This window comes from Paenibacillus sp. Y660, from assembly GCF_057221575.1.
Genome location: NZ_JBXBBJ010000018.1, coordinates 39908 through 61612, shown reverse-complemented (window position 1 = coordinate 61612; position 21705 = coordinate 39908). Strand labels below are relative to the sequence as shown.

The 21705-nt window shown below is 49.1% G+C and carries 21 protein-coding genes; 5 read left to right on the top strand and 16 right to left on the bottom strand.

Annotated elements, in window-relative coordinates; all coding sequences use genetic code 11:
- Positions 1-349: 349 nt before the first annotated feature.
- From AC2TDN_RS18980 to yyaC, 6 genes are all read right to left on the bottom strand, one after another.
- Positions 350-1432 (bottom strand): HD-GYP domain-containing protein, encoded by a 1083-nt coding sequence (locus tag AC2TDN_RS18980; RefSeq protein ID WP_482067646.1) that lies wholly within the window; start codon positions 1430-1432, stop codon positions 350-352.
- A gap of 127 nt (positions 1433-1559) precedes the next feature.
- Complete coding sequence (locus AC2TDN_RS18975; protein WP_482067709.1) at positions 1560-3236, bottom strand: histidine kinase N-terminal 7TM domain-containing diguanylate cyclase; 1677 nt, start codon at positions 3234-3236, stop codon at positions 1560-1562.
- Between the two features lie 85 nt (positions 3237-3321).
- Positions 3322-4527: a class I SAM-dependent methyltransferase gene (locus AC2TDN_RS18970; protein WP_484689750.1), complete on the bottom strand. Its 1206-nt coding sequence runs from the start codon at positions 4525-4527 to the stop codon at positions 3322-3324.
- A gap of 85 nt (positions 4528-4612) precedes the next feature.
- The gene (locus tag AC2TDN_RS18965) at positions 4613-5248 is read right to left on the bottom strand and encodes a DUF6483 family protein (protein ID WP_482067648.1); all 636 of its coding nucleotides are present in this window, start codon (positions 5246-5248) and stop codon (positions 4613-4615) included.
- 25 nt (positions 5249-5273) lie between these two features.
- Entirely contained in the window at positions 5274-6131 is an 858-nt protein-coding gene (locus AC2TDN_RS18960) for an alpha/beta fold hydrolase (protein ID WP_484689749.1), read from the bottom strand.
- A 15-nt stretch (positions 6132-6146) separates the two neighbouring features.
- Positions 6147-6728, bottom strand: a complete 582-nt coding sequence (gene yyaC / locus AC2TDN_RS18955) for a spore protease YyaC (RefSeq protein WP_482067650.1) — start codon at positions 6726-6728, stop codon at positions 6147-6149.
- 152 nt (positions 6729-6880) lie between these two features.
- Here yyaC and AC2TDN_RS18950 point away from each other — a divergent pair, with 152 nt between their 5' ends.
- Positions 6881-7108, top strand: coding sequence for a DUF1128 domain-containing protein (locus AC2TDN_RS18950; RefSeq protein ID WP_482067651.1), 228 nt, complete (start codon positions 6881-6883; stop codon positions 7106-7108).
- 116 nt (positions 7109-7224) lie between these two features.
- Here the strand turns inward: AC2TDN_RS18950 and AC2TDN_RS18945 are convergent, their stop codons facing one another.
- The 4 genes from AC2TDN_RS18945 to AC2TDN_RS18930 form a co-directional block, all read right to left on the bottom strand.
- A complete protein-coding gene (locus AC2TDN_RS18945) occupies positions 7225-7674 on the bottom strand; it encodes a hypothetical protein (RefSeq protein WP_482067652.1) in 450 nt (149 codons plus the stop codon).
- 220 nt (positions 7675-7894) lie between these two features.
- On the bottom strand, positions 7895-9484 hold the full coding sequence (locus AC2TDN_RS18940; RefSeq protein ID WP_484689746.1) for a UDP-glucose--hexose-1-phosphate uridylyltransferase: 1590 nt from the start codon (positions 9482-9484) through the stop codon (positions 7895-7897).
- Positions 9485-9516: 32 nt separating this feature from the next.
- Positions 9517-10503 carry a UDP-glucose 4-epimerase GalE gene (gene galE / locus AC2TDN_RS18935; protein ID WP_482067654.1) on the bottom strand — a complete coding sequence of 329 codons (987 nt, stop codon included), beginning with the start codon at positions 10501-10503 and terminating at the stop codon, positions 9517-9519.
- 46 nt (positions 10504-10549) lie between these two features.
- Positions 10550-11722 (bottom strand): galactokinase, encoded by a 1173-nt coding sequence (locus tag AC2TDN_RS18930; RefSeq protein WP_482067655.1) that lies wholly within the window; start codon positions 11720-11722, stop codon positions 10550-10552.
- Between the two features lie 204 nt (positions 11723-11926).
- Here AC2TDN_RS18930 and AC2TDN_RS18925 point away from each other — a divergent pair, with 204 nt between their 5' ends.
- Positions 11927-12796, top strand: a complete 870-nt coding sequence (locus AC2TDN_RS18925) for an AraC family transcriptional regulator (protein WP_484689743.1) — start codon at positions 11927-11929, stop codon at positions 12794-12796.
- 78 nt (positions 12797-12874) lie between these two features.
- Positions 12875-14101: an NAD(P)/FAD-dependent oxidoreductase gene (locus AC2TDN_RS18920; protein WP_484689741.1), complete on the top strand. Its 1227-nt coding sequence runs from the start codon at positions 12875-12877 to the stop codon at positions 14099-14101.
- Between the two features lie 99 nt (positions 14102-14200).
- Here the strand turns inward: AC2TDN_RS18920 and AC2TDN_RS18915 are convergent, their stop codons facing one another.
- Positions 14201-14755, bottom strand: a complete 555-nt coding sequence (locus tag AC2TDN_RS18915) for a hypothetical protein (RefSeq protein ID WP_482067658.1) — start codon at positions 14753-14755, stop codon at positions 14201-14203.
- 255 nt (positions 14756-15010) lie between these two features.
- On the opposite strand from AC2TDN_RS18915, the gene AC2TDN_RS18910 reads away from it, so the two are divergent.
- A complete protein-coding gene (locus tag AC2TDN_RS18910) occupies positions 15011-16183 on the top strand; it encodes a magnesium transporter CorA family protein (RefSeq protein ID WP_484689739.1) in 1173 nt (390 codons plus the stop codon).
- Positions 16184-16685: 502 nt separating this feature from the next.
- On the opposite strand, the gene AC2TDN_RS18905 is transcribed toward AC2TDN_RS18910, so the two are convergent.
- Complete coding sequence (locus tag AC2TDN_RS18905) at positions 16686-17654, bottom strand: Gfo/Idh/MocA family protein (protein ID WP_484689738.1); 969 nt, start codon at positions 17652-17654, stop codon at positions 16686-16688.
- Positions 17655-17801: 147 nt separating this feature from the next.
- Between AC2TDN_RS18905 and AC2TDN_RS18900 the strand changes: the two genes are divergently transcribed.
- Positions 17802-18617, top strand: coding sequence for a lipase family protein (locus tag AC2TDN_RS18900; RefSeq protein ID WP_484689736.1), 816 nt, complete (start codon positions 17802-17804; stop codon positions 18615-18617).
- Positions 18618-18732: 115 nt separating this feature from the next.
- Here the strand turns inward: AC2TDN_RS18900 and trhA are convergent, their stop codons facing one another.
- From trhA to AC2TDN_RS18880, 4 genes are all read right to left on the bottom strand, one after another.
- Entirely contained in the window at positions 18733-19377 is a 645-nt protein-coding gene (trhA, locus tag AC2TDN_RS18895) for a PAQR family membrane homeostasis protein TrhA (protein ID WP_484689734.1), read from the bottom strand.
- A gap of 79 nt (positions 19378-19456) precedes the next feature.
- A complete protein-coding gene (locus AC2TDN_RS18890) occupies positions 19457-20152 on the bottom strand; it encodes a lipase family protein (protein ID WP_482067663.1) in 696 nt (231 codons plus the stop codon).
- Between the two features lie 391 nt (positions 20153-20543).
- Positions 20544-20747 carry a hypothetical protein gene (locus tag AC2TDN_RS18885; RefSeq protein WP_169087202.1) on the bottom strand — a complete coding sequence of 68 codons (204 nt, stop codon included), beginning with the start codon at positions 20745-20747 and terminating at the stop codon, positions 20544-20546.
- Between the two features lie 32 nt (positions 20748-20779).
- Entirely contained in the window at positions 20780-21703 is a 924-nt protein-coding gene (locus tag AC2TDN_RS18880) for a TRM11 family SAM-dependent methyltransferase (protein ID WP_484689732.1), read from the bottom strand.
- Between the last annotated feature and the right edge of the window lie 2 nt (positions 21704-21705).

The following is a 21705-nucleotide window of genomic DNA, read 5'->3' as shown; positions in this document are numbered from 1 at the left end:
TTCTCATTATTTTACCTTAAACACTAGCAGAGATAAAGCAAGTCTACCATTTAGGCAAAAAGAAACCTTCCATCTCAGCAGCAAAATAGCTGCGAGTGGAAGGTTTCTCTGGGCGCTCATTTAACCGATAACCGCGAACGCTTCTACGCCTGCCGGTATCAATCTCGTACGATACACTCTACCTAAGCTATCGTAGACTTGAAGCGTATAATTGACTGTCGTCAAGGTCGGCACTTGACCCGATTTGCCATCCTGCCACTACTTCCAGCATTTATACTAGAGTATGCGAGAGGATGAAGCGCGGTATGGTCAAGCTCCTATGCCTGATGCCTATATTTAATCTGATGAATTAAAGCTCTTTCACAATCGTGATGAAAAGCTCGTCCTTAAGATCGATCTCATACTGCGAAGCGGGCTGCGTGCCGTTCGCCTCCATAATAATACGTACGCGTGGACGGTGGACGGCCAGCTCGTTGTTTTCTGATACGACGCCTACCTGACCGGTACTGAGCAAGAGCGAAGTGGAGATCGGATAGATCGATATATGTTTACAAAAAAGCTTGATAAGGTCCAGATCGAAAAAAGTACCGCCGGCCGCAAACAAAAATTCGATTGCTTCGCTTGCCGTGTAACGCTTTCGGTGCGGCCTCGGCGAGGTCAACGCATCAAAGGTATCGGCTAGACCAACGATTTGAGCATACATATGTATTTCGCTTTCCTTGAGCCCGCGCGGGTAGCCCGATCCATTAAAACGCTCGTGATGCTGAAGGGCACAATGTGCGGACACGATTGATATATCATGATACTTTCGTAAGATATCAAAGCCTTCCTTGGCATGGCTATGAACGATTGTACGGTCATCCGCCGATAAGTTGCCTGTGTTGGCTAGAAGCTTCGGAGGCACCTTGGTCATGCCGATATCGAAAAGAAGCGCGCCAATGCCGAGCTCTTCGAGCTGATTGCGATTAAAGCCTTTCGCTATGCCCATGATACCCGCGAGCACTGCCACGTTAAACGAATGCTGAAACAAATAAGCATCCTTGGCATGAATGCTGGTTAAGTTGACGAGCATATTAGGTCGTGTAGCTAAATCCTGCATGATTTGCCCGAATACCGCCCGGAAATTTCGGCCCATATCAGGCGCAATCGTTCGTCCTTTTGTCACGGTCTGGTCTTTGAAGGAGTTCATCGTCTTGTAAATGGTATCGACAGCTTGCTTGCGCGTTTCCTCACGGATCGTATCCTCGGGAACTAAGTCCTCCGTCAATCCATCCTCTATGAACAGAAAATCGATGCCCAAGTTTTGCAATCGCTCAATGTAACGATCATTTAGCTCAACCCCTTCTCCTAGAAGAACGTGGCCGTTTTCTTGAAAAATGGGTTTCGCCACCTTGTCTCCCGGCTTGACCATTCCAATTTGCACTTTTCTCATTAGATTAGTTCCCGCCTTCGATAGTAATAGCGCTTTAAACCGGATAGTTTCTATTTTATCAGAACATTCTCGGACTGACTATGGAAACTGTACTAAAAAAAAAGCCTGAACAGTGAAGTTCAAGCCTCTATGCTAATTTGCGTTTGACGATTCGGTTTCGGCCACTATATTTTGCCTCATACAACGCTGCATCTGCTTGGGCTAGAAGCTCCCGCAGGAACCCTTTCGGATCTGTAAGATCGGAAGGCTCAAAGTGCTCAATCGAGATGACGCCCATGCTGACTGTAACGGATATCGGATGCTCGCCAATGCCTGTATTCACCTTGTTGTGCTCTACCGTTTGCATAAGAAGCTCGGCAATATGGTCAGCTTGCTCACGGTTCGTATGCGGCAAGTACACCGTAAACTCTTCACCGCCGTACCTAGCCAATATATCGGTGAACCGCAAAGCTCCCCTGACCGCATCAACCGTACTGCATAGCACCTCATCGCCAACCAAATGACCATACTTATCGTTGATTGATTTGAAATGATCCAGATCAAATAAAAAGATTGAGAAAGGAATGCCGCAACGAATGTTGGTTACGACCTCTTGCTCCAGCTGATAGAGCAAATATCGACGGTTAAAGCAGCCTGTCAAACCATCCGTAACCGCCATATGCTCCAGCTTCTTGTTGGCTTGGAACAGCTCATCCTGCATAATAAGCAAATCTCGATTGCGATCCTGCAGCTGCTCATTTTGAATATTCGTTTCTTGAACGAGCAATCTTAGCTCTGTCACATCTTGAAAGGTCAGCACTATTCCTACAGGCGTCTTCTTATTGTTGAGAATAGGAGCGGATTGTACGATCACATGGCGATATTTGTCAAACTGAATGGCAATCTCAATTTCATGCCTGTCCAGCGGGCGCGCGCGCTGCGCATCCATAAATACCATAAACACACTCAAAGGTTCTCCTTTGAACTGGGGACCAAGGAGAGCAGGATTAAATTTATCCCCTATACGAAGACGGATAATCGATCTGAGCACTTTATTCACTTCAATAATCGTATCGTTCTCATCCAGCACAATAATGCCCATCGACATCGTATTCATAACGTCCCGTTGAACGGTTTGAATAATATCGAGAACTTTGTTGCGCTTTATGGCATGGACCAAATAAACAGCTGCAAACGCCATGCCTATTGATATGAGCGGAATATATCGAATGAATTGCTCGATTATAAAGATATTGAGAACTAAATCAGCGATGGAGAACAAAAGCAGTACGAACATACCGTTGAACGCCGTCTTGATTTGTGTACGCTGCCGATCCGCCTTTTCCACTCGCAGCTTGTAGAACATTATAATAAAGGATACGACCATATATAGAACCAGTTGCGTGACCATGATCCAATATAGAGGTCCATGCTGAAGCTGCTTGAGCGGAGTAAGCTGGGCATTAATTTGAAGAAACATTCCATTTGGGTTCACAACGACTGCAGCAACCGAAATAAGCGCAGGCGCAGCTAAAAGGAATAACCGGCTCTTTCGTATTACATACGACTGGCCGGTAAGGAATACGATAAAGACGAACCAACCGATTCCTAGCAGCGAGAGAGCTGTATATGAAATGGAAAGATAGAAGAGTTTGAAGTGCGCAGCAGAAGTTGTCTGCGAAACAAACTGAGAGAGCGTCCAAATCATAAATACGGTATGTAGAAACAAATAAATGCGATGCAAAACGGTAACCGTACTTGAGGTCAAAACGTAGAAAAATAAGCCGAACAGCACTAGAAACATACTAAAGTCTAGCCAGATCATCCATCCCAATACGGTTCACCCATCCATTTGACAGCCATCTTCTTCCATTGTAGCAAATGTTACTTGTATCGACAATTATTTAATTTTAAACCTCCTGCTGGGAAGAACGTTTCGGCAATCGATCGGCAAGCATATGCTCCAGCGACGGAGATATGCTCAAAAACTGGCGAAATTGCTCATATTGCTCCCATTTTTTCATAGCTAATCCTTGCTGCCCCTGCTGCTCCGATCGCACAGCGCGAATTAGCAAATTTTTTGGCGTATGCTCCGGGTCTACAAATTCCAGCATTTGCACCTTGTAGCCAAGCACCTCAAGCAGCGTTCCCCGGGCCGCATCGGTTGCAAGCGCCGAGAAGCGCTCCTTCAGCAAGCCTTGCGTGAGAAGCGGAGATAAGACATCGTTGCTGACCTGCTTGAACAGCTCATGCTGGCAGCATGGGACCGACATAATGACCGAGGCGCCCCAATTTACTGCTTTAGCAAGAGCGGCATCCGTCGCAGTATCGCAAGCATGAAGCGTAACGACCATATCCGCAGCCTGCAGCTCCTCATACTCCGCAATGTCGCCAACGAGGAATTGGAGCTTATCGTAACCAAGCTTCTCGGCCAGCTTCGAGCAAAATGCAATGACATCTGCTTTCAAGTCGAGGCCTATAATCTTGATTTTCCGCTGCTGCTCAACGGCAAGCAAATGGTAAAGCGCAAACGTCAAATAAGATTTTCCGCAGCCAAAATCAACGATCGTAAGCTCCCGTTCCGTCGGCAAATAAGCAAGCACATCGGTAACCATCTCAAGAAAGCGATTGATCTGCCGGTATTTGTCCTGCTTTTTCGCATGGACGAGTCCTTCCGGCGTCATGATGCCCAGCTCGACAAGAAACGGCGCTGCTTTGCCTTCGGCTATTATGCGCTGCTTTTGCCGGTTATGCTCCAGATTTGCTGGACGCGATCCCCCTGTGGGAGGCTTCTTCAAAATAGCAGCCTTGCCCTTCTTGCTGAAGAGCAGCTGTACATCAGCCTCAGGCGTCTTCACCAGCGCTTGCCGGTAATTTTCCTGAAGAAGATCGATGACTCTCTCGGCAGCCTGAGGCTCCGCAACATTTTCATGGGTAACTTTATTTGCAAAATGATATTCAAACTGATAAAACAATCCGTTCTTCAGCTTCGTTGGGCGAATGATTGTTTTCGGCGCAGACGAGTCGTCCTTGCGCCTTGGCTGGCTTAGTGTAGCCTGCAGCAGTTCTCCGCTTCCGATCCAATTCGCGATATCCAGCTGCCATTGTTCCGTCATGCTGTACCTCTCACTCCTAAAAAAAAAGTATTATGGAGCCATGCTTGCTTTCGCAAGTCTTATGCTTGAATCTGGTCTATCCCTTCTAAAGGGCATTAAGCGCCTGCTCGATTTCCTCGCGCGGCAAGCCGCCCGCCACAAGACGCTCATCATGCTGCAGCAGCATCCGTCTATAAATGTCCTCTGCCGCAGCTGAGCTTAGGGCGTTATCGCCAAGCAGCTCGTGCATCACATTTTCCACTAAATCGTATTGACCCTCAGCCTCATGCCATTCCATTAGCAGCCGCTTGGTTGGCAAAGGGAGCTCATAAGGCAGGAGCCGCTCAAGCAGCTCCTTGATTTGGCCGCGAGGCTCCACAATCGTTGGCTCGGCATCTACAAGCGATAATCGCAAAAACAAATGCAATGATTTCACATAGGCGAAGAAGCTCTCGTCCTCACGGCCCAGGTCGCCGCTCAGCTCTGCCTCTTGCTTCATCAATATCGCGATAGCCTGCATATGATCGGTTTCAAGTAAGCCATTTGTCGTCATCATTCTCATTAAATCCTCGTCAGATAAGGAACGAATAAGCTTGCTGCTAAGCCGGAAACGCTTATCAAGCAGCTCGTCAATGAAGAGCAGCGCTTCCTCATGCTTGCGCTCGCGCCTCAAATTCATAATTTGACCGACTGCCTCCGTCATCTGCTCAATCATTCTCATGAAATAATCCCGCTGAAACATATGACTCTCCTCCCCGCTTGCCGCCCTACCGCTTTGATTTCATGAAGCTGCGTATAGCAGTGATCAATTCCTTCGGCTGCTCGACCATCCCCATATGGCCTGCGCCGTCCAGCACTGCCTTTACTGTTGATCCGTTTACGGCTGCAAATGTGCTTTCGGTTGGAATCACTTTATCGCTTGCACCGCTTACGAGCAGCACGGGAAGCTCGGATTGCTCGATAATATGCGTGCGGTTGGCACGGATCTTCATGCCTCTTGCCGTTCCGATCGCTCCTTGCAGCGCCGTTCCGTATCCGATTTGTTTCCCACGCTCAACCTCATCAGACATAGCCTCCGCATTCGCCGGTGCAAACAGCTTTGGAATAAGTCCGTCGACGAATGGCTGAACGCCGCTTTGCTCTAGCGCAGCAACCGCTTTATCGCGATTTTCTTTGGCCGCATCGCTGTCTTCGAGCGCTGTCGAATGAATTAACCCAAAGCCCGACAGCTTCTTCGCATACTTTTCGGCAAGCGCAAGCGTAATATAACCGCCCAAGGAGTGTCCAAGAAGCACCGCATTATGAATTTGCAGGCTGATGAGCAATTGAGCAACATCCTCCGCATGCATTTCCATCGTATAGATGTCGTCGCTCGGCGCAGAGCTTCTGCCATGCCCGCGAACATCTGGTGCTATAATGCGCACATATTGCTCAAGCTCATCTATGATAGGCTCCCAATAAGCAGAGCTTCCGCAATAACCGTGAAGCAAGACGACAACCTCGGTAATGCCATCCGCTGCGCCTCCGTCATCCGGATGGGAATCATAATAAGCAAGCTCTAATCCGTTATTCATAAATAGTTTCCGCTGCGCAATCGAAATCTTCTCGACGTTTGCTTCTTTCATTTGCTGCACGCTCCTCTATCCATTTTGGATTTGAAAATAATCTTTACGTGTCGTCTGCGAACCCTCAGTCTTGCTCCATGCTGAGTCAATTGCTCCCGCAATCACTTTGGCCATTCGCATCACATGATAAAGGGAAGTGGTCTGCAGCATCCAATATGCCTTCGGACCATTTGCATTCACAACGCCTGCAACACTGTAATGTCCGATTGCCGGCAGCCTTCTCCCAATCGCCTTTCCTGGCTGAATCGGTCCTTCGGCTGCGATAAACCGCCCAACCGATGTTGGCTTGCCAAGGCATGCATCGATCGCAATGACGATCGCATCCTTATCTATCGCTTGAGCAGCCCGCTCAACGGCATGCGCATCGCAGGGCTTCTCTAATGTGCCGATTACGTTCGGCCATCCGCCCTCTTGCAACATGGTACCCACTAGCGGACCAAAGGAATCTCCCGTAGAACGATCGCTCCCGATGCAAATAAATACAATGCTGCCGCGACTGCTATGCCTCTCTGCAATCGTTTCAAAAAACGATTCTATATCACTATTCGCTGCTTGTTCCGTTGCTCTGCACCTGCCCTGTGATCGATTGCGGTTCATTTCTTCTTTTAATTGTATCCAATTTCAAGATCGTGTTCAATTTGTGGGCATTCATATTTGAATCATGGTACAATTGCACCAATGCAAAACGTACGAATAAGCCTATGCTTTCGAGGCCGCTTTCGGCTCGCAAAAAATTTAGGAGGCACTCTATGAACAATTTACATTTGCAAACGCAAGAAAATGTGGAGTTTATGATTGAAGTTATCAAAACAAAGCTAAAAATGGCTTCTGCCGCAGCCATGCAGGCTGCAAACTTCGACCTCAATAAATACGAGGATATAAAAGACCTGTACGAGGTCGTTGCATCGAAGGATAAATTCAGCATCAGTGAAGTCGAAGCACTCGTATCCGAGCTCGGTAAGCTGCGAATTCAATAAAGTTTTTATTTAAGAAAATTATTCCAGTATCAGACATTTCTTTTCATTATTCTACAAAATAAGAACCGAGCCTGGCAACTTAGCCTAGCTCGGTTCTTATTTGTTTGGCGAGTGGCCTATTCCTGCTCTTCAGCCTCTACTTCTGCAGCTTCTATGGATAGCTTAATCGTAACATCCTTAAGCTCTCCCTTGAGGAAATGCGCGATTCTTTCCAGCTTATCCGCAAGCTCAGGCCCGCTCAGCGTCGTATTTAAATGATAATCGAAGCTGTCGGTCAGCCTGCGTTCCGAATAAGCGTTCTGGCCGCCCCACGCTCGATCTCCGCCCGCATTCGCTCTAGCGAGCAACTGCTCTTGGACAGGATAAAACTTATCGGATTTATTCACGACTCTTTCGTAAATACGCAGCTTCTTCAGCAGCATGTAATATTGAGCGGAATGCTTAAAATTCCATGCTTCCCGAATGTCTTTAAGCGTGTAATCCATCTTCCAGCGCTTTAATTTTTCTACTTGCTCATCTGTGCTCAACTGCAGGAAATCGTCCAGCGGCAGCATTTTTTCGGACATCTTGACCCCTCCGCAAAATAGTTTATAGAGTAATGAAATAATAATTCAAAAAGATTTTTATATCATATAAAAAATACCATAAATTTTGACTGTTTACAAATTAATATAATTTCACAATGCGATTTATCATTCATTTTATAAAAAGTGAGCCGACCAACAGAAAACCCCCATTCGTCCGCTTTGCGTTCAGCGGTGATGGAGGCTCTGCTTTTTGATGCTGTTATGCTCGCTTAAGCCCAATCGACGTCAAGAACCGTTCAAAGGCTTCGGCGCCGGCTGCCGTGCGCTTGTACACGCCTGCATCCTTCAGCACCTCAATAAACTTGCTTCCGGTTTCGGATTCTACGATCGTTTTTGCCTGCTCAGCCGTGTTCGCTGTACCGAAGCGCTCGGTAAGCGACAAGATCCAAGCCTCATGCTTATGGAGAGGATGCGAGGCATCCTGGAGCTCCTCTGCAGCAGCCGACGATGCGCCGGTCAAATAAGCTGCAATTTGCTCCAGCTCATCCTTCAAGCGGCCTGGCAATACCGCAAGGCCCATCACTTCGATCAAGCCGATGTTTTCTTTCTTCACATGATGCAAATGCTGATGAGGATGGAAAATACCGTCCGGATGCTCTTTGCTCGTACGGTTGTTGCGAAGCACCAAATCAATCTCGTACTCGCCGTTATCCCGCAGCCGTGCAATCGGAGTAATCGTGTTATGCGGTACAAGGGTGCCGTCAGATTGCTCGGTGAAGGCCAGAACTTCCGCAGATGCATCGCTGTAAGCGCGCCATTCATCCAGAATACGGCAAGCAGCGCTAAGAACGTCGGCCTTGGAAGTGCCGTTGATCCGAACGACTGACATCGGCCAATTGACGATGCCAAAACGAATGCCCGGAAGGTTGGCATCAACAAATCGCGTATCTGTTGAAGCAGCCTCCATCGGAAACAAATGGCGACCGCCTTGGAAATGGTCATGGCTTAGAATCGAGCCGCCAACGATCGGCAAATCGGCATTAGATCCGATGAAATAATGCGGAAATTGCTCAACAAAGTCAAGCAGGCGCGCAAAGGAGGAACGGGAAATAACCATTGGTTCATGTGCGCCTTTGAAAATAATGCTGTGCTCATTGTAATACACGTATGGCGAATATTGGAAAAACCATTGCTCATTTTGCAGCGTCAGCGGCAATACGCGCAGGTTTTGCCGTGCAGGATGATCGGGACGACCGGCATAGCCCACATTTTCGACGCACAGCAAGCACTTCGGGTACTTCGCCTGCGGCATCGTTTTGAGCAGTGCGATTTCCTTCGGGTCCTTCTCGGGCTTCGATAGGTTGATCGTAATCTCGAGGCTGCCGAATTTCGTCTCATGCAGCCAGTATAGGTTTTTGCGGATACGATCCATACGGATGTAATTGGAATCGATGCTAAGGTTGTAGAAGGCATTCGTTGCCGCTTGCAGCCCTTCCTCCTTCACTTGACGCGAGAAGGCTGCGCTTGCTTCTGATGGCCTTGGCAATAACAAGCCCATAATGCGGGCATCGAGCAAATCGCGGTAAGTCGTCGTATTATCTGGAATCAAGCCGATTGCATAGCCGTAGTCGAGCAAAGGCTCAAGCAGCGGAACAGCGCTGTCCAGCCTCTCGTCCGCTACCTCGCCCTCGCAGGGCTCTGTGAAGCCGAATAAGCTGAGCAGCTCGTTTCTGGCTGCATGCGTATCCAGCGGGTCGTTCAGCAGCTTGCGCTGCAATGCGAATTGCAATAGCCGTTCTATTAGAATCAGCGCATCGTTTGCTGATGTTACTTGTTGTTCATTTGCCACGTGATGCAGCTCCTTTCCGTTAAACGGCGACTTTAGCCGTTATAGCCTTTTGGGTTAGCCTCATGCCAGCCCCATGCGCTCTTTATAATGTCCTCCAGCTTGTCGCGCTTCGGATTCCAGCCAAGCTCCTTGCGGGCGCGATCCGATGATGCTACAAGGATGGCAGGGTCGCCGGCACGGCGTGCTTCGAACACGGCCGGTATTTCTTTGCCGGTAACGGCGCGCGCGATATCGATGACTTGCTTCACGGAGAAGCCCGTTCCGTTCCCTAAATTGTATACGGCGCTTTCCGCGCCGCTGCGTAGACGATCCACCGCAAGCACATGCGCATCTGCGAGGTCGCTCACATGAATGTAGTCACGGATGCAGGTGCCATCCGGCGTTTCGTAATCTTCTCCGAATACCGAGATATGCGGACGCTGGCCAAGCGCTGCTTGCAGCACGATTGGAATCAGATGTGTCTCCGGGCTGTGGTCCTCGCCGATTTTGCCGCTCTCATGCGCGCCTGCCGCATTGAAATAACGCAGCGATACGAACTTGATGTTATGGGCGACATCAAACCATTTCATCATTTTTTCCATCGCCAGCTTCGTCTCGCCATAAGCATTGGTCGGAAGCGTGCGGTCATACTCGTCGATGGGTACATTTTCCGGCTCGCCGTAGGTTGCAGCTGTCGACGAGAAGACGATTTTTCGAACATTGTATTCATTCATTTTCTCAAGCAGGCAAAGCGTGCCGAATACGTTGTTGTGATAATATTTGCCGGGATCCTTCATGCTCTCGCCGACGAGTGAGTTCGCCGCAAAGTGAATGACTGCATCAATCTCATTTTCTTGAAAGACGGTATCCATGAAGGCTGCGTCACGAAGATCGCCCACATACAGCTTGCCTCCAAGCAAAGCCTCGCGGTGCCCCTGCTGCAAATTGTCGACGATTACAATCTCCTCGCCGCGCTCCTGCAATGCTGCTACGGCATGAGAACCAATATAGCCTGCTCCCCCAGTTACCAATACTGCCATGTTTCATTTCCCCTCTCCATATGGTTATTGCTTTTTGTTTGTTTTATTATACAAGACGTTCTACGCCATTGCCGATCGTGCATACGTAGAAATCAGCCGTTAAACCGGTCGCTTCGTTGTATTTCCGTCCAACCTCTTCCTGGAACGCTTCAACACTATCCTCATGGACAAGGGAAACGGTACACCCTCCAAAGCCTGCGCCTGTCATACGTGAGCCAAGCACGCCCGGAACAAGGCGAGCTGCCGCAACCATCGCATCAAGCTCAGCGCCCGTCACTTCGTAAAGATCGCGCAGTGAATCATGCGATCCATTCATCAGCTGTCCGAATTGCGCGAGATCATTCTCTTTCAGTGCTTTGATCGATTGCAGAACGCGGTCGATTTCTTCCACGACATGCTCAGCGCGTTTTCTAACCGTTTCATCCTTGATCAAGTGCTTCGCGGAATTGAATTGCTCCAAATTGATTTGACCAAGCAGCGTGATCTCTGGGAAAGCTTCTTGTAAATCCACTACGGCTTGCTCGCACTGCGCACGGCGCTCGTTATAGGCGGAGTCAACTAGGCCGCGGCGCTTGTTCGTATTGCCGATCACAAGCTTGTAGCTTCCCGAATCGAATGGAACAAGCTCATACTCAAGCGTATCGCACATAAGTAAAATCGCATGATCCTTTTTGCCGTTTGCAACCGCGAATTGATCCATGATGCCGCATTTCACGCCGTTGAACTCATTTTCGGATTTTTGCGAAAGCAATGCGATTTTCACCGTATCTGTCGGCAGCCCTTCAAGCGATTGAAGCGCATAAGCCGTTACGACTTCAATGGAAGCCGAGGAGGATAGTCCGGCGCCGTTAGGAATTTCGCCATGATAAAGCAGATCGTAGCCGCTGCTGAATTGCACGCCGCTTTGCTGAAGCTCATGAACGATGCCCTTCGGATAGTTCATCCAGTCGTCAGCATCGTCATATACGATCGTGTCCAGTGAAAAGCTCTTCGAAGCCGGGAAGTTGGTCGTCGATAGTCCCAACTGATTGTCGGAGCGCTTGCGGATTAGCAGCGTCGTACCAAAAGTTAATGCAGCCGGAAATACGTAACCGCCATTATAGTCGGTGTGCTCGCCGATCAGGTTTACGCGGCCTGGAGCATGGAATACAGCGATGTCGCTCGCGTCTCCGCCGTATTGTTGTATAAATTGCTGTGTTAGCGCGTCAATGTTTGCCATTTGCTATCACGTTCCTTTTTTGTTAATTTGGTATGGTTTGTTTTCAACTTCAGTATAAGGCAGCCAACTGCAAAACGAAATGGCGCTAAGTGCTTATTATATGGATTAATGTGACTTAACTCACGACCATAGGACATGCTATGATAGTGCAAACGCTACATTTGACCCCTTTTCCATTCAAATATAAAGCAGGTGTAAAGTAAAATGCAACTGGATATGTATACGGTAGCCTCCAATCCGATTATCAGCAATGACGATAGTGCACCTCTTAATGTATTGTTCGCGGGCGAGAGCCAAACGAAGCCGTTCCACCGGCTTGGCCCAAAGGTTTACGATTTCTATTTGATGCATATCGTGCTGAGCGGCAAAGGCCTCTTTATTTGCGATGGCATGAGACATGAGCTGCGCGAGGGTCACACGTTTCTGATCGAGCCGGAGCAGTTGATCAGCTATGAGTCCGATAGCGATGTGCCATGGCGGTATCGCTGGGTCGCCTTTAATGGCATGCAGTCAGCAAAGCTCGTCTCTTCAGCGGGCTTTGCAGCGGAACAGCAGGTCGTCTTCAGCTCGGATAAGCGGCGGGCCGCCGTCCTCTTCAGCCAGATTTACGAAACGTTTCGGCATGGTGGCCCGGCGGCGGATATGAAGGCAGCTGGTTACTTGCATCTGCTGCTGGCCGAATACAAAAGTGTGCTGCATGCCCATAGCGGCAGCTCGCTCCGTACTGCACAGGCAGAGAGCGACCTCCTGCTCCAGCAGGTCGTACACTACTTATCGACGCAGTATGCCCACCCTGTCTCCATTGAGCAAATGGCAGAATCACTAGGCTACAATAGAGCGTATTTGTCGCGCTTGTTCAAGCAGCGAATCGGCGTCTCGCCTGTCACTTTTCTGCTCAAGCTCCGTATCGACAAAGCGCGCCGCATGCTTCGCGAGCGCCCTGAGCTGACGATTGAACAAATTTCCGCATCAGTGGGGCTGCAGGATGCTCTTTATTTCTCCAAGCAATTCCGCCGTTTCCATGGCCAGTCTCCCACATCCTATCGCGAGGCGATGAGAGGTTTTGGGGAATAACAAAGCTCAGTTAGTATCAACAAAGCATCGCTTCATATTCGTAAATTCGGGTAATACTATCGTAGGGAGTGATGACCTATGAAAGAGCTGCATACCGGCAACCTTTATTGGCCGGATACTCTGGGCAATACCAGGGAATTCGAACCTCTGCGGCAAAACAAAAAAACTCAGGTGGCCATTATCGGAGGAGGCATGTCAGGAACGATCTGCGGCTCAGTTTTCAATAGCAGCGGACTCTCGACTATCGTGCTTGAACGCGGTCAGGTAGCAGGCGGAAGCACCTCTGCGAATACCGGGTTGCTTCAGTTTTCCAACGATATTATGCTTTGTGATTTAATCGATCAAATCGGGGAGCGGGATGCGCAAGCCTTCTACAGAGCATGCAAGGATGCCGTCAATATGCTCGCGAAGACAGCAGATTCACTCTCGATCGATGTCGGTTTCAGAAGAAGAAGCAGTCTCTATTATGCTTCGACCGAGCAGGATTTGCCCAAGCTTAAAAAGGAATACGAAGCGCTTAAGGCTTGCGGCCTAGATGTTGAATTTTGGTCGCCGGATGACATCATGAAGCATTTTCCGTTCCGAAAATCAGGCGCTATCGTTACACACGGCGATGCCGAGGTGAATCCTTATCAATTTGTTAACGGTGTTGCGAATGCCGCCGCTTATGCAGGACTTGAGATCCATGAGCAAACTGATATCGTCGTGCATGATACGCTGCCAAACGGCCTTCATCGTCTCCGCACCGCGGATGGCTATGAGATTGAGGCAGAGCATGTCGTATATGCCGTCGGCTATGAACCAGAGGAGCTTCGCGGAAAGCTTATCAAGGCGGAATTAAACCGTTCCTTCGCGCTTGTCACCGGCGTACAGTCAAATCTCCAAAGCTGGCATGACCGATTTCTGATATGGGAAACAGCTCGTCCTTATTTATACATGCGCACGACAATTGACGGACGTGTCGTTATCGGAGGCTTGGATGAGGATTCGGAAATGCCGCTGCGGAGTGAACAAGAAAGAGCCAAACGGTCAATTAAGCTGCACGAGCGTTTAATGGATTTGTTTCCCGATCTGCAAGCTCCTATTGCATTCGAATGGAGCGCCACCTTTGGGGAGTCGCGAGACAATTTGCCTTTTATAGGCGTCGACCCGGCATGGAAGAACGTCTATTACAGCTTAGGATATGGGGGAAACGGTTCTGTGTATGGCATGATCGCAGCCCAACTGCTCCGTGACCTTATTCGCGGAAATACCCATTCTTTAACGGATGTCGTTAAGCTGGATCGCGGTTCGCTCGCTCACTAGTGTATAAAATAAGAAGCCTCCATCCAGTCGCACGGAATTCACTGCGCGAAAAATGAGGCTTCTTCCTATTATGTGTGCGCGTGTGCGGAATGCGGGACTCTAGGCTCCGTCAGCTATGGAAGAAGCGTTGCATGTGCGAAAGACGGCCTCTGCCGCGCCCAGTCTCGATAAATCGGGTCCGCCGTCCTTATCGAGCAACGATTTGCTTTCATCGGTTTCTACGATTACGATTAATGATCCGCTTTGCAGCGCCTGACTGCATACCTTTGCTTCATTGTCGTCAAGACCCAGCGCCTGCAGCGTATCGCTATGCTCGTCCTCACCAAGCAGCATAGCTGCTGCAAATGGATAACCCCCTGCAACATAGGGTGCTGATCCATAGCCTGCTGCTCCATAAACAGCATTAACGCCAGCTCCGCCAAATCCGGATGCTGCAGCCATGCCTAGGACTCCAAGCCCTTGACGATCCGGCATATCCTCAAGCTCGCCGATCTCGTCGACATGGACGTCGCTCTCTGCTTCTATGCGACGGGAATGATAGGAATCCTTCGCCAGCACCTTTAGCTCGCCTTTGACGAATCCGGCCTGCTCCAGCTGCTCAATTGCCGTTATTGCTTGCCGTTCTGTATCGAATATTGCTATTTTTCTTGCCATGAATGTTCCCTCCTGAGAGCCTTTGCGAATGCAAAAGCGAATTTGCATGCGGCCGCTTGGCAGGCGTAAGCTGTCTTAAGAGACATGCTAATCTTGGTATGCCCTGTTTTTGATTGAATAAGTCGTATTTTGTTCGTTTAGGACATTAACGTGTAAAGGATTTGTCTATTCCGCTGAGCAGGTTGTGCAACCCTTCTGTTCGCGGTATGATGGAGAAATAGATATTGGAAAATCGGACAAGCAGGAGGCAAAGCGATGATCCATCGGATGCTTCGCTATCCCGCAGGATGGGAATGGCATGTGCTTCAGCAAGCGAGGGGGCAAGTTGTTAGGAAAGAACCCTTGCCAAGCAGAAAAAACACACAAAGACAGACCACGTCTTCACGCGAAGAACAAAGAGCCGTCAAGGCCATTTCAAAAATAGAGCAGGATAGCATAGAGCATCAAACGGATGAGTTGAAGCAGCTTTATCCAGAGTGCGCTTCCTGGATCGATGAATGCGCTGGGAGACGGACAAATAATATATCGGTTGGCGATTTATCGAACGGCGAGAAGCTGTTATACGGTACGCTCATGTTTCAAGTATCAGAGGATCAAACGGATGTTCAGCCCTTTCATTTTTGGCTGACCAAGAACCGTATGATTACGATGCATGAAGATATGCGCTTGCCCTTGCGGCTTCAATCGATTGAGCATGTTCCTAAGCTTGAGGGCTGTAAGAGTGCGCCAGAATCTCTATTTATTATGCTCAGCATCATTTTAAAGACATTCCACACTGGACTCGACGGCTTCGAGACCAGGCTCGGCGAGCTCGAAACAACGATGCGCAATGAGAACCGGACCGGTCTTATCGATACTATTTTTGAGAGACGCTATGATTTGCTCCATTGGAGCCATTTGTTTATCCCGGTGCGAGAGGTGCACAGTGCCGCTAAGGAAGCTTTCATGGAAGAGCTTACCGAGACGGACACCTTCAAGCGGATTACGCATAAGCTCGAGAGAATCGAGGCGCTGCTGAAGCATTATGCCTTGGAGATCGATACACTCATTTCGATGGATGACGCGATCTCAAACTTCCGCGGCAATGATATTATGAAGACGCTGACGATATTTACGGTGCTCTTCCTTCCTGCTACAATCATTGGCGGCATATTGGGAGTAAACTTCGAGATTCCCTTTAAAGAAAACAAATGGAGCTTTACCGCGATGATATCCTTAATAGCTATCATTACGGTTTTTATGTACTTTTGGCTCTGGAAGAAGGGCTGGACCGGCGACTTGCTCAATGGACGCAATCCGAAAGAAATTGTCGCGGACGATTCCGTCTCCCTATTAAAAAGATCTCAGCGCAAAAAGGCCAGCCGTTCGGAGCAAGCAGCATCGGCTGCTGCAGACGAGCAAACGCACCCTCCAAGAAGACGAAGATAAGACGTGCAGGAATAATATAGAAAAAAAGGGGCTGTACCAAAAGTGCTCGCACGGAATGGGAACATCCCAATTCAGCTCGTTAAGTTTGAAATAAAATACTATCTCAAATCATTTCAGTTTTGTGGAATGAACAGGAGAAAATCCATCTAAACCTGATTTTTGCAAAAAAAACACTTGAAATAACGGGAGTTTTTCCCGTTTACTGACTCAAGAGGGCTCAGCCCCTTGAATGATTGAATCCGAGACTACAGAACCGGGGATTCCGCCGAATCCTGCTTCGTGGCTTGGCATAGTTAAGCCTGGAGGCGGAGAGACTTTCTCTTTCCTTTCCCACAAACTCATAAAGCCAAGCAACCATAGACCTGAATAGAAAAATAGCGGTACAGGAATAGCCCCCCTGTACCGCTATTTTTTCATGTCTTCCAACAATCCATTCAAAGCGAGCTATCTTCCCAGCGAGCATCTATTTTTGGGACAGCCCCTTCTGCGTTATTGCAGCTGCTTACAGCTTCACCGGCAACCCCGTGCGAGCTGATTCATTCGCAGCAATCGTCACTTGATGGGTAAGCACCGCATCCGCATAGGTTGAGCGAATTCGCGAGGAATCACCCGTCTTAACCGCATGAAGGAAAGCTTCGTTCTCACGCTCGTAAGGATCAGTTTCATTGGCATATTCCGTCCTGCGTCCCGCTTCCGTATCGATTAGCCCGCCATGCGCCAGCTCAAGCACGCCTTTATTCGTGTATATATGCAGTCCAGCACGTTCACCAGCAGGAATGGCGCATGTGTTGCTGATCGTCGCCACAGCGCCACCCGCTAGCTTTAATGTGACGGTTCCAACATCGGGAACGGAAACTCCCTCCTTCACGCTGCTCATGTAACGGTCGCCATAGGCGGCATAAACCTCACTCACTTCACCTAACGTATATCTTAGCAAGTCGACGATATGAGTCGTTTGCTCAACAAATTGTCCGCCTGAGCCTTCCATTTTACGCCACCAGCTAACGCCAGGCATCGATCCCATCCAGTAGCCAAGCGCCATGAGTGCCGTTCGATCACGAAGCAACTCTCTTGCGCGGTCTGTGCCGTCCATATAGCGGAAATGATAGCCAACTGATGTGATCAGTTTCTTCCCTTCAATGCCCTGCAAAATCTTTGTAGGCAGCTCCTCGTCTACGCCAATCGGCTTCTCCACCAAGAAAGGAATGCCGCGTTCAATGAGCGCACGCTCGATTTCTCCATGCGCGAACGGCGGGACGCATATGTACACCGCATCGAGCTTCCGATCATCCAGCATATGATGTATAGATTCGTAACCGCTTGCTCCGTCGAAGCGCTGTGCTGCCAAATCCGCTTTTTGCTGACTCGTCGCAACGAAAGCCGCTACCTTAACGCCAGCCAGCTTAGCAAGCTTCTCCGCGTGCATCATGCCAAACCAGCCTGTTCCAACAATTCCTATTTGAAGAGTCATGTATGAATCCCCTTTCATAATGGGTTTACCCAAGATTATACTTGGAGCAACAGCGTAAAGTCCATTTTATACGCAGGTACCCATCCGCCCATACCGTCATACAATACAACATCAGTATGGCCGGAGAGGTATGAGCGGAGGGATGATATGAGAACAAAAACGAGAAGCACGGTTGCATCGCAAGAACTCGATCTTCGAACTGCCTTGTTTTTGGCTGCGGTTTGCGGACAAACGTATCTGCAATACAATAACAAGGACGGACTGTTTCTTGTACCCAGAACATACAGCTTAGTAAGCGAGTTTACAGCAAGAGCCTATGACAACAGCGATGAGAGATTTGGCTTTGTGCTGACCTCGGAGCGTGCGTCTGTGCTTGCTTTTCGCGGAAGCGGCTCGGCTGTCGATTGGGTATCGGATTTCATCGCTCAGCAGACAACTTACCGACCGGTCAAAAATACGGGTCTCACCCATAAGGGCTTTACTGACATTTACATGTCCGCCCGCTCTCAAATACTTGAAATTATAAAGCAGCTTCCGCCGGATAGGCCATTATTCATAACCGGACACAGCCTTGGCGGGGCGCTTGCTACGCTCGCATCCATCGATCTGGCCAACAACTCCGCATTTACTGCTCCAATTGTATACACTTTCGGCGCTCCGAGAGTCGGTGATCCGAAGTTTGTGAACAGCTACAATTCAACCGTAGCGACACATTGGCGTTTTCAAAATGAATTCGATATTGTCCCCCATCTGCCTACACTCGTCTATCAATCGCCAAATACGAAACAGACCTATTACTATATGCACGTAAAGGGCGAGGTTAAGCGCTCCTTCCGGCTGGGCTCGGTTTCCGGCAACCACATCTTATCCAGCTATTTTGCTGATCTTGTTAATGAGGAACCCGACTTTGCGCTGTCCGTTTGCTCTGAACCCCCTGGCTGGTGCCCGGCGATTGAGCTTTAGCCTATGTCTTCCCCAAACAAAATAATAGTGAAGGCAATCCTATTTACCAAGAAGCCAGCTTCATGGCGAGTAAGGTTACCTTCACTATTTTTGAATGATTTCTTATACAGCTTCTTTACGCCGGCAGCACATATAGCAGTATCGCGAAAAAATGAACAATCGATCCGCCGAGCACGAACAAATGCCATACCGCATGATGATAAGGGAAGCTGCGCCACATATAAAACACGGTGCCAAACGTATACAGCAATCCGCCTGTTACGAGCAATTGTACGCCGCCAGGTGCGAGATGCGCAGTCAACGGCTTCCAAGCAAAAACGATAATCCAGCCCATCGCGATATAAACAAGGGTTGACGTAAACAGAAAGCGCGAGGCGAAGAATGCTTTGAACGCCACTCCGACAACGGCAGCTCCCCAAACGATGCCAAACAGCACCCAGCCAAGCTTCCCTTGCACAATATGGAATAGGATCGGCGTATATGTCCCGGCAATAAATACATAAATAAAGGAATGATCCAATGATTCAAATACTCGCTTCGCTTTCCCCTCTGGAAAACTATGTACGAGCGTAGAGGCCGCATAAAGCAGCAGCATCGCTGTTCCATATATAGTGAAGCTTACGACATGAAAAGGCGTTCCCTTCGTTGCAGCGAATACGATAAGCACAACTAATGCTGCAACGCTTAGCCCTGCCCCGATGCCATGCGTGATCGCATTCGCTAATTCTTCCTTCTTGGAGTACGTATGGGTATTTGCCATAGGCCACTCACCTCCTAAGTCGCAAGCAATCGCTCGAATGACTTTCAAGCGCTGCTTCCTCTCCCCCTAGTGTAAAGGATCAGACCCACCCTTTCAACCAGCCGCGCATGCGATCGATCGTTTTGTCGAGATTGCATACAGCCTCTTGGTCGGTATAGTCCTCCGTATGGCGAAAATAATCGGCATGTCCCCCTACTGTTGGAATGCCTTCCACATAGCCTGGCGCATACTTCATGCGATTCCATTTTGGCATCGTAAATCCACTTCTGCTCCAACCGCCCCATGTGCCGATACGGCTAATCGGATCATTAAGCTTGCCTAAGCGGTCGATCGAATGAAAATAACTAACGCGTTCCTGCAATTTCGGCTCAATCGGCGTTCTAGGCGATCCGACCTGCACGATTCGAAAATCCTCGATTTTATCTTGTTCAAAGAGCATCTTCGCCGCTTGGTAGGCTGCCGCTCCGCCTCCGCTGTGTCCGATCAACAGCAAGCGTTCACTCGTTAATGTTTCCTTGATTTTGTTCAGCGCAAGCTGCCCGCCAATACGTCCAGCCGTAAGACGGTTGGACAAATCGCTCTTTACCTCAAGCACTTGCCTAACCACGCTTCTGCTGGCATCCCCATAAGGGAAGATGACATGAATAACCGGATCAATTCCGTCAGATTGAAACATTTTTTCGAGTTTTATTTTGCATTCCGTAAATATACTGTTGGATGTTGCGACACCGGCAAGCAAATAAATGCTCATTCGTGATGGTTTTGTTGCCGTCATAACGAATCCCTCCGTAATTATTTCGTAATAAAGGTGAAGCGTTTTTGCATGTATGGGTGAATCATTGTCGTATATTCATTATGTGGGATTGCTGCTTGATTCATTCTTGTATATAAATGTAATTGCCGTATAGATTTACCTCGTTTCCGATGCCTGCTGTTGTCTGCTTAAGCGGCAATGCTCGGACATTGCGATAAACATGCTGCTGATCTCTCGTTTATGTCCCCGTCCATATTTTACGTTGCAAGACCTTGACTGGTGCCATCGTAACCTTCGTGCCGTCCTTGCCATCCACTAATCGGCCTTGGCACAAAAGAAAGAGCGCTCAGCTGTTGCCAGCCGGCGCTCATCTTCGTTGCTATATCTGCGGCTAAAAATAACACTCCAGCAGCTATACACCCATTTTTTTACGTTGATTGTTTACCTTCTTCGTGTTTTGGCTCTTCAGTGCCTGCGTCCCTGTGGATAGATGCGTTTGGCCGGGTCCTCCGCCTGCTTTCGCTTGCTTCTTCTGAGCGAGCAGTTGCTTCGCTTTCTCCGCTTGAGTCAGCTGCTTCGGCTGCTCTTCGGATTGGTTTTGATCAATTGTAGACATAGGTTCACCTCGTTTCATGCGCTACATACTTCTTATTCTACTACACTTATATATCTGGTAAAAGAGGCTTTGCTCAGGGTTGCGCTTTTCGTTATGTTCCAAGACGCCTTTGCCAGCTGTAAATCGATCGGAGCAGTCGTTACAATAACCGCTCGCTTCGCAAATTTCCTTATGGATTGAAGCATATCAAGCTGCTCTTCCTGAGTCAGCACCGAGCATAAATTGTAAGGCATATCCACGATTGCCGCATCGTATTGCCCTTCAAGAAGCCTCATATCACCCAGCCTGACAACGCCTGGATAGCCAAAATGAACCAGATTAAGGCGCGCGCCCCTCACCGCAAGCGGATTGATATCCATCCCTTCAATGTCGATGCCCATCGACATTGCTTCAATAAGGACCGTGCCCATTCCGCAGCACGGATCGATAAGCCGCAGCTGCATAGGCGCTGGCCCTGCCGCAACATTAACGATCGCACGCGCCGCTCTTGTCGGGAGCGCCGTCGAATAATTTTGCGGCTTGCTCTGATGCTTTAGCCAGAGCGCACTATTCTCCTCGCATGGCCCGAAATACCAGCGTCCGTTCAGCTTCGTCAAGCCAAAGAGTCGTTCCGCTCTCCGCATGTCCGCCTTGCCGCGAATGACTGCGCCGGCTGCCCGCTCCAGCTGGCGCCGCTCCTCGTAAGTAAAAGTCTCGTCGCCTTGACTAAACAGCACTTTAAACGTTTTACCTTCGAGCTCTATGGCTGGAAGCTGCAAGACAAGCTCCTCAAAGCTGTTTGCCGAAAGCATAACGGATATTCGCTGTTTCACGAACGGACTGCGATCTACCGGCAGCTCATACGAGCTGTCGATCATCCCGCCTCCGCTATCAACCTTGTGCCCAAACAGCGTTTGCAGCTCAAGCTGGCATAAGTTTGCCTCATCCTCGTGACATGCATACGTATAAATAAACATCA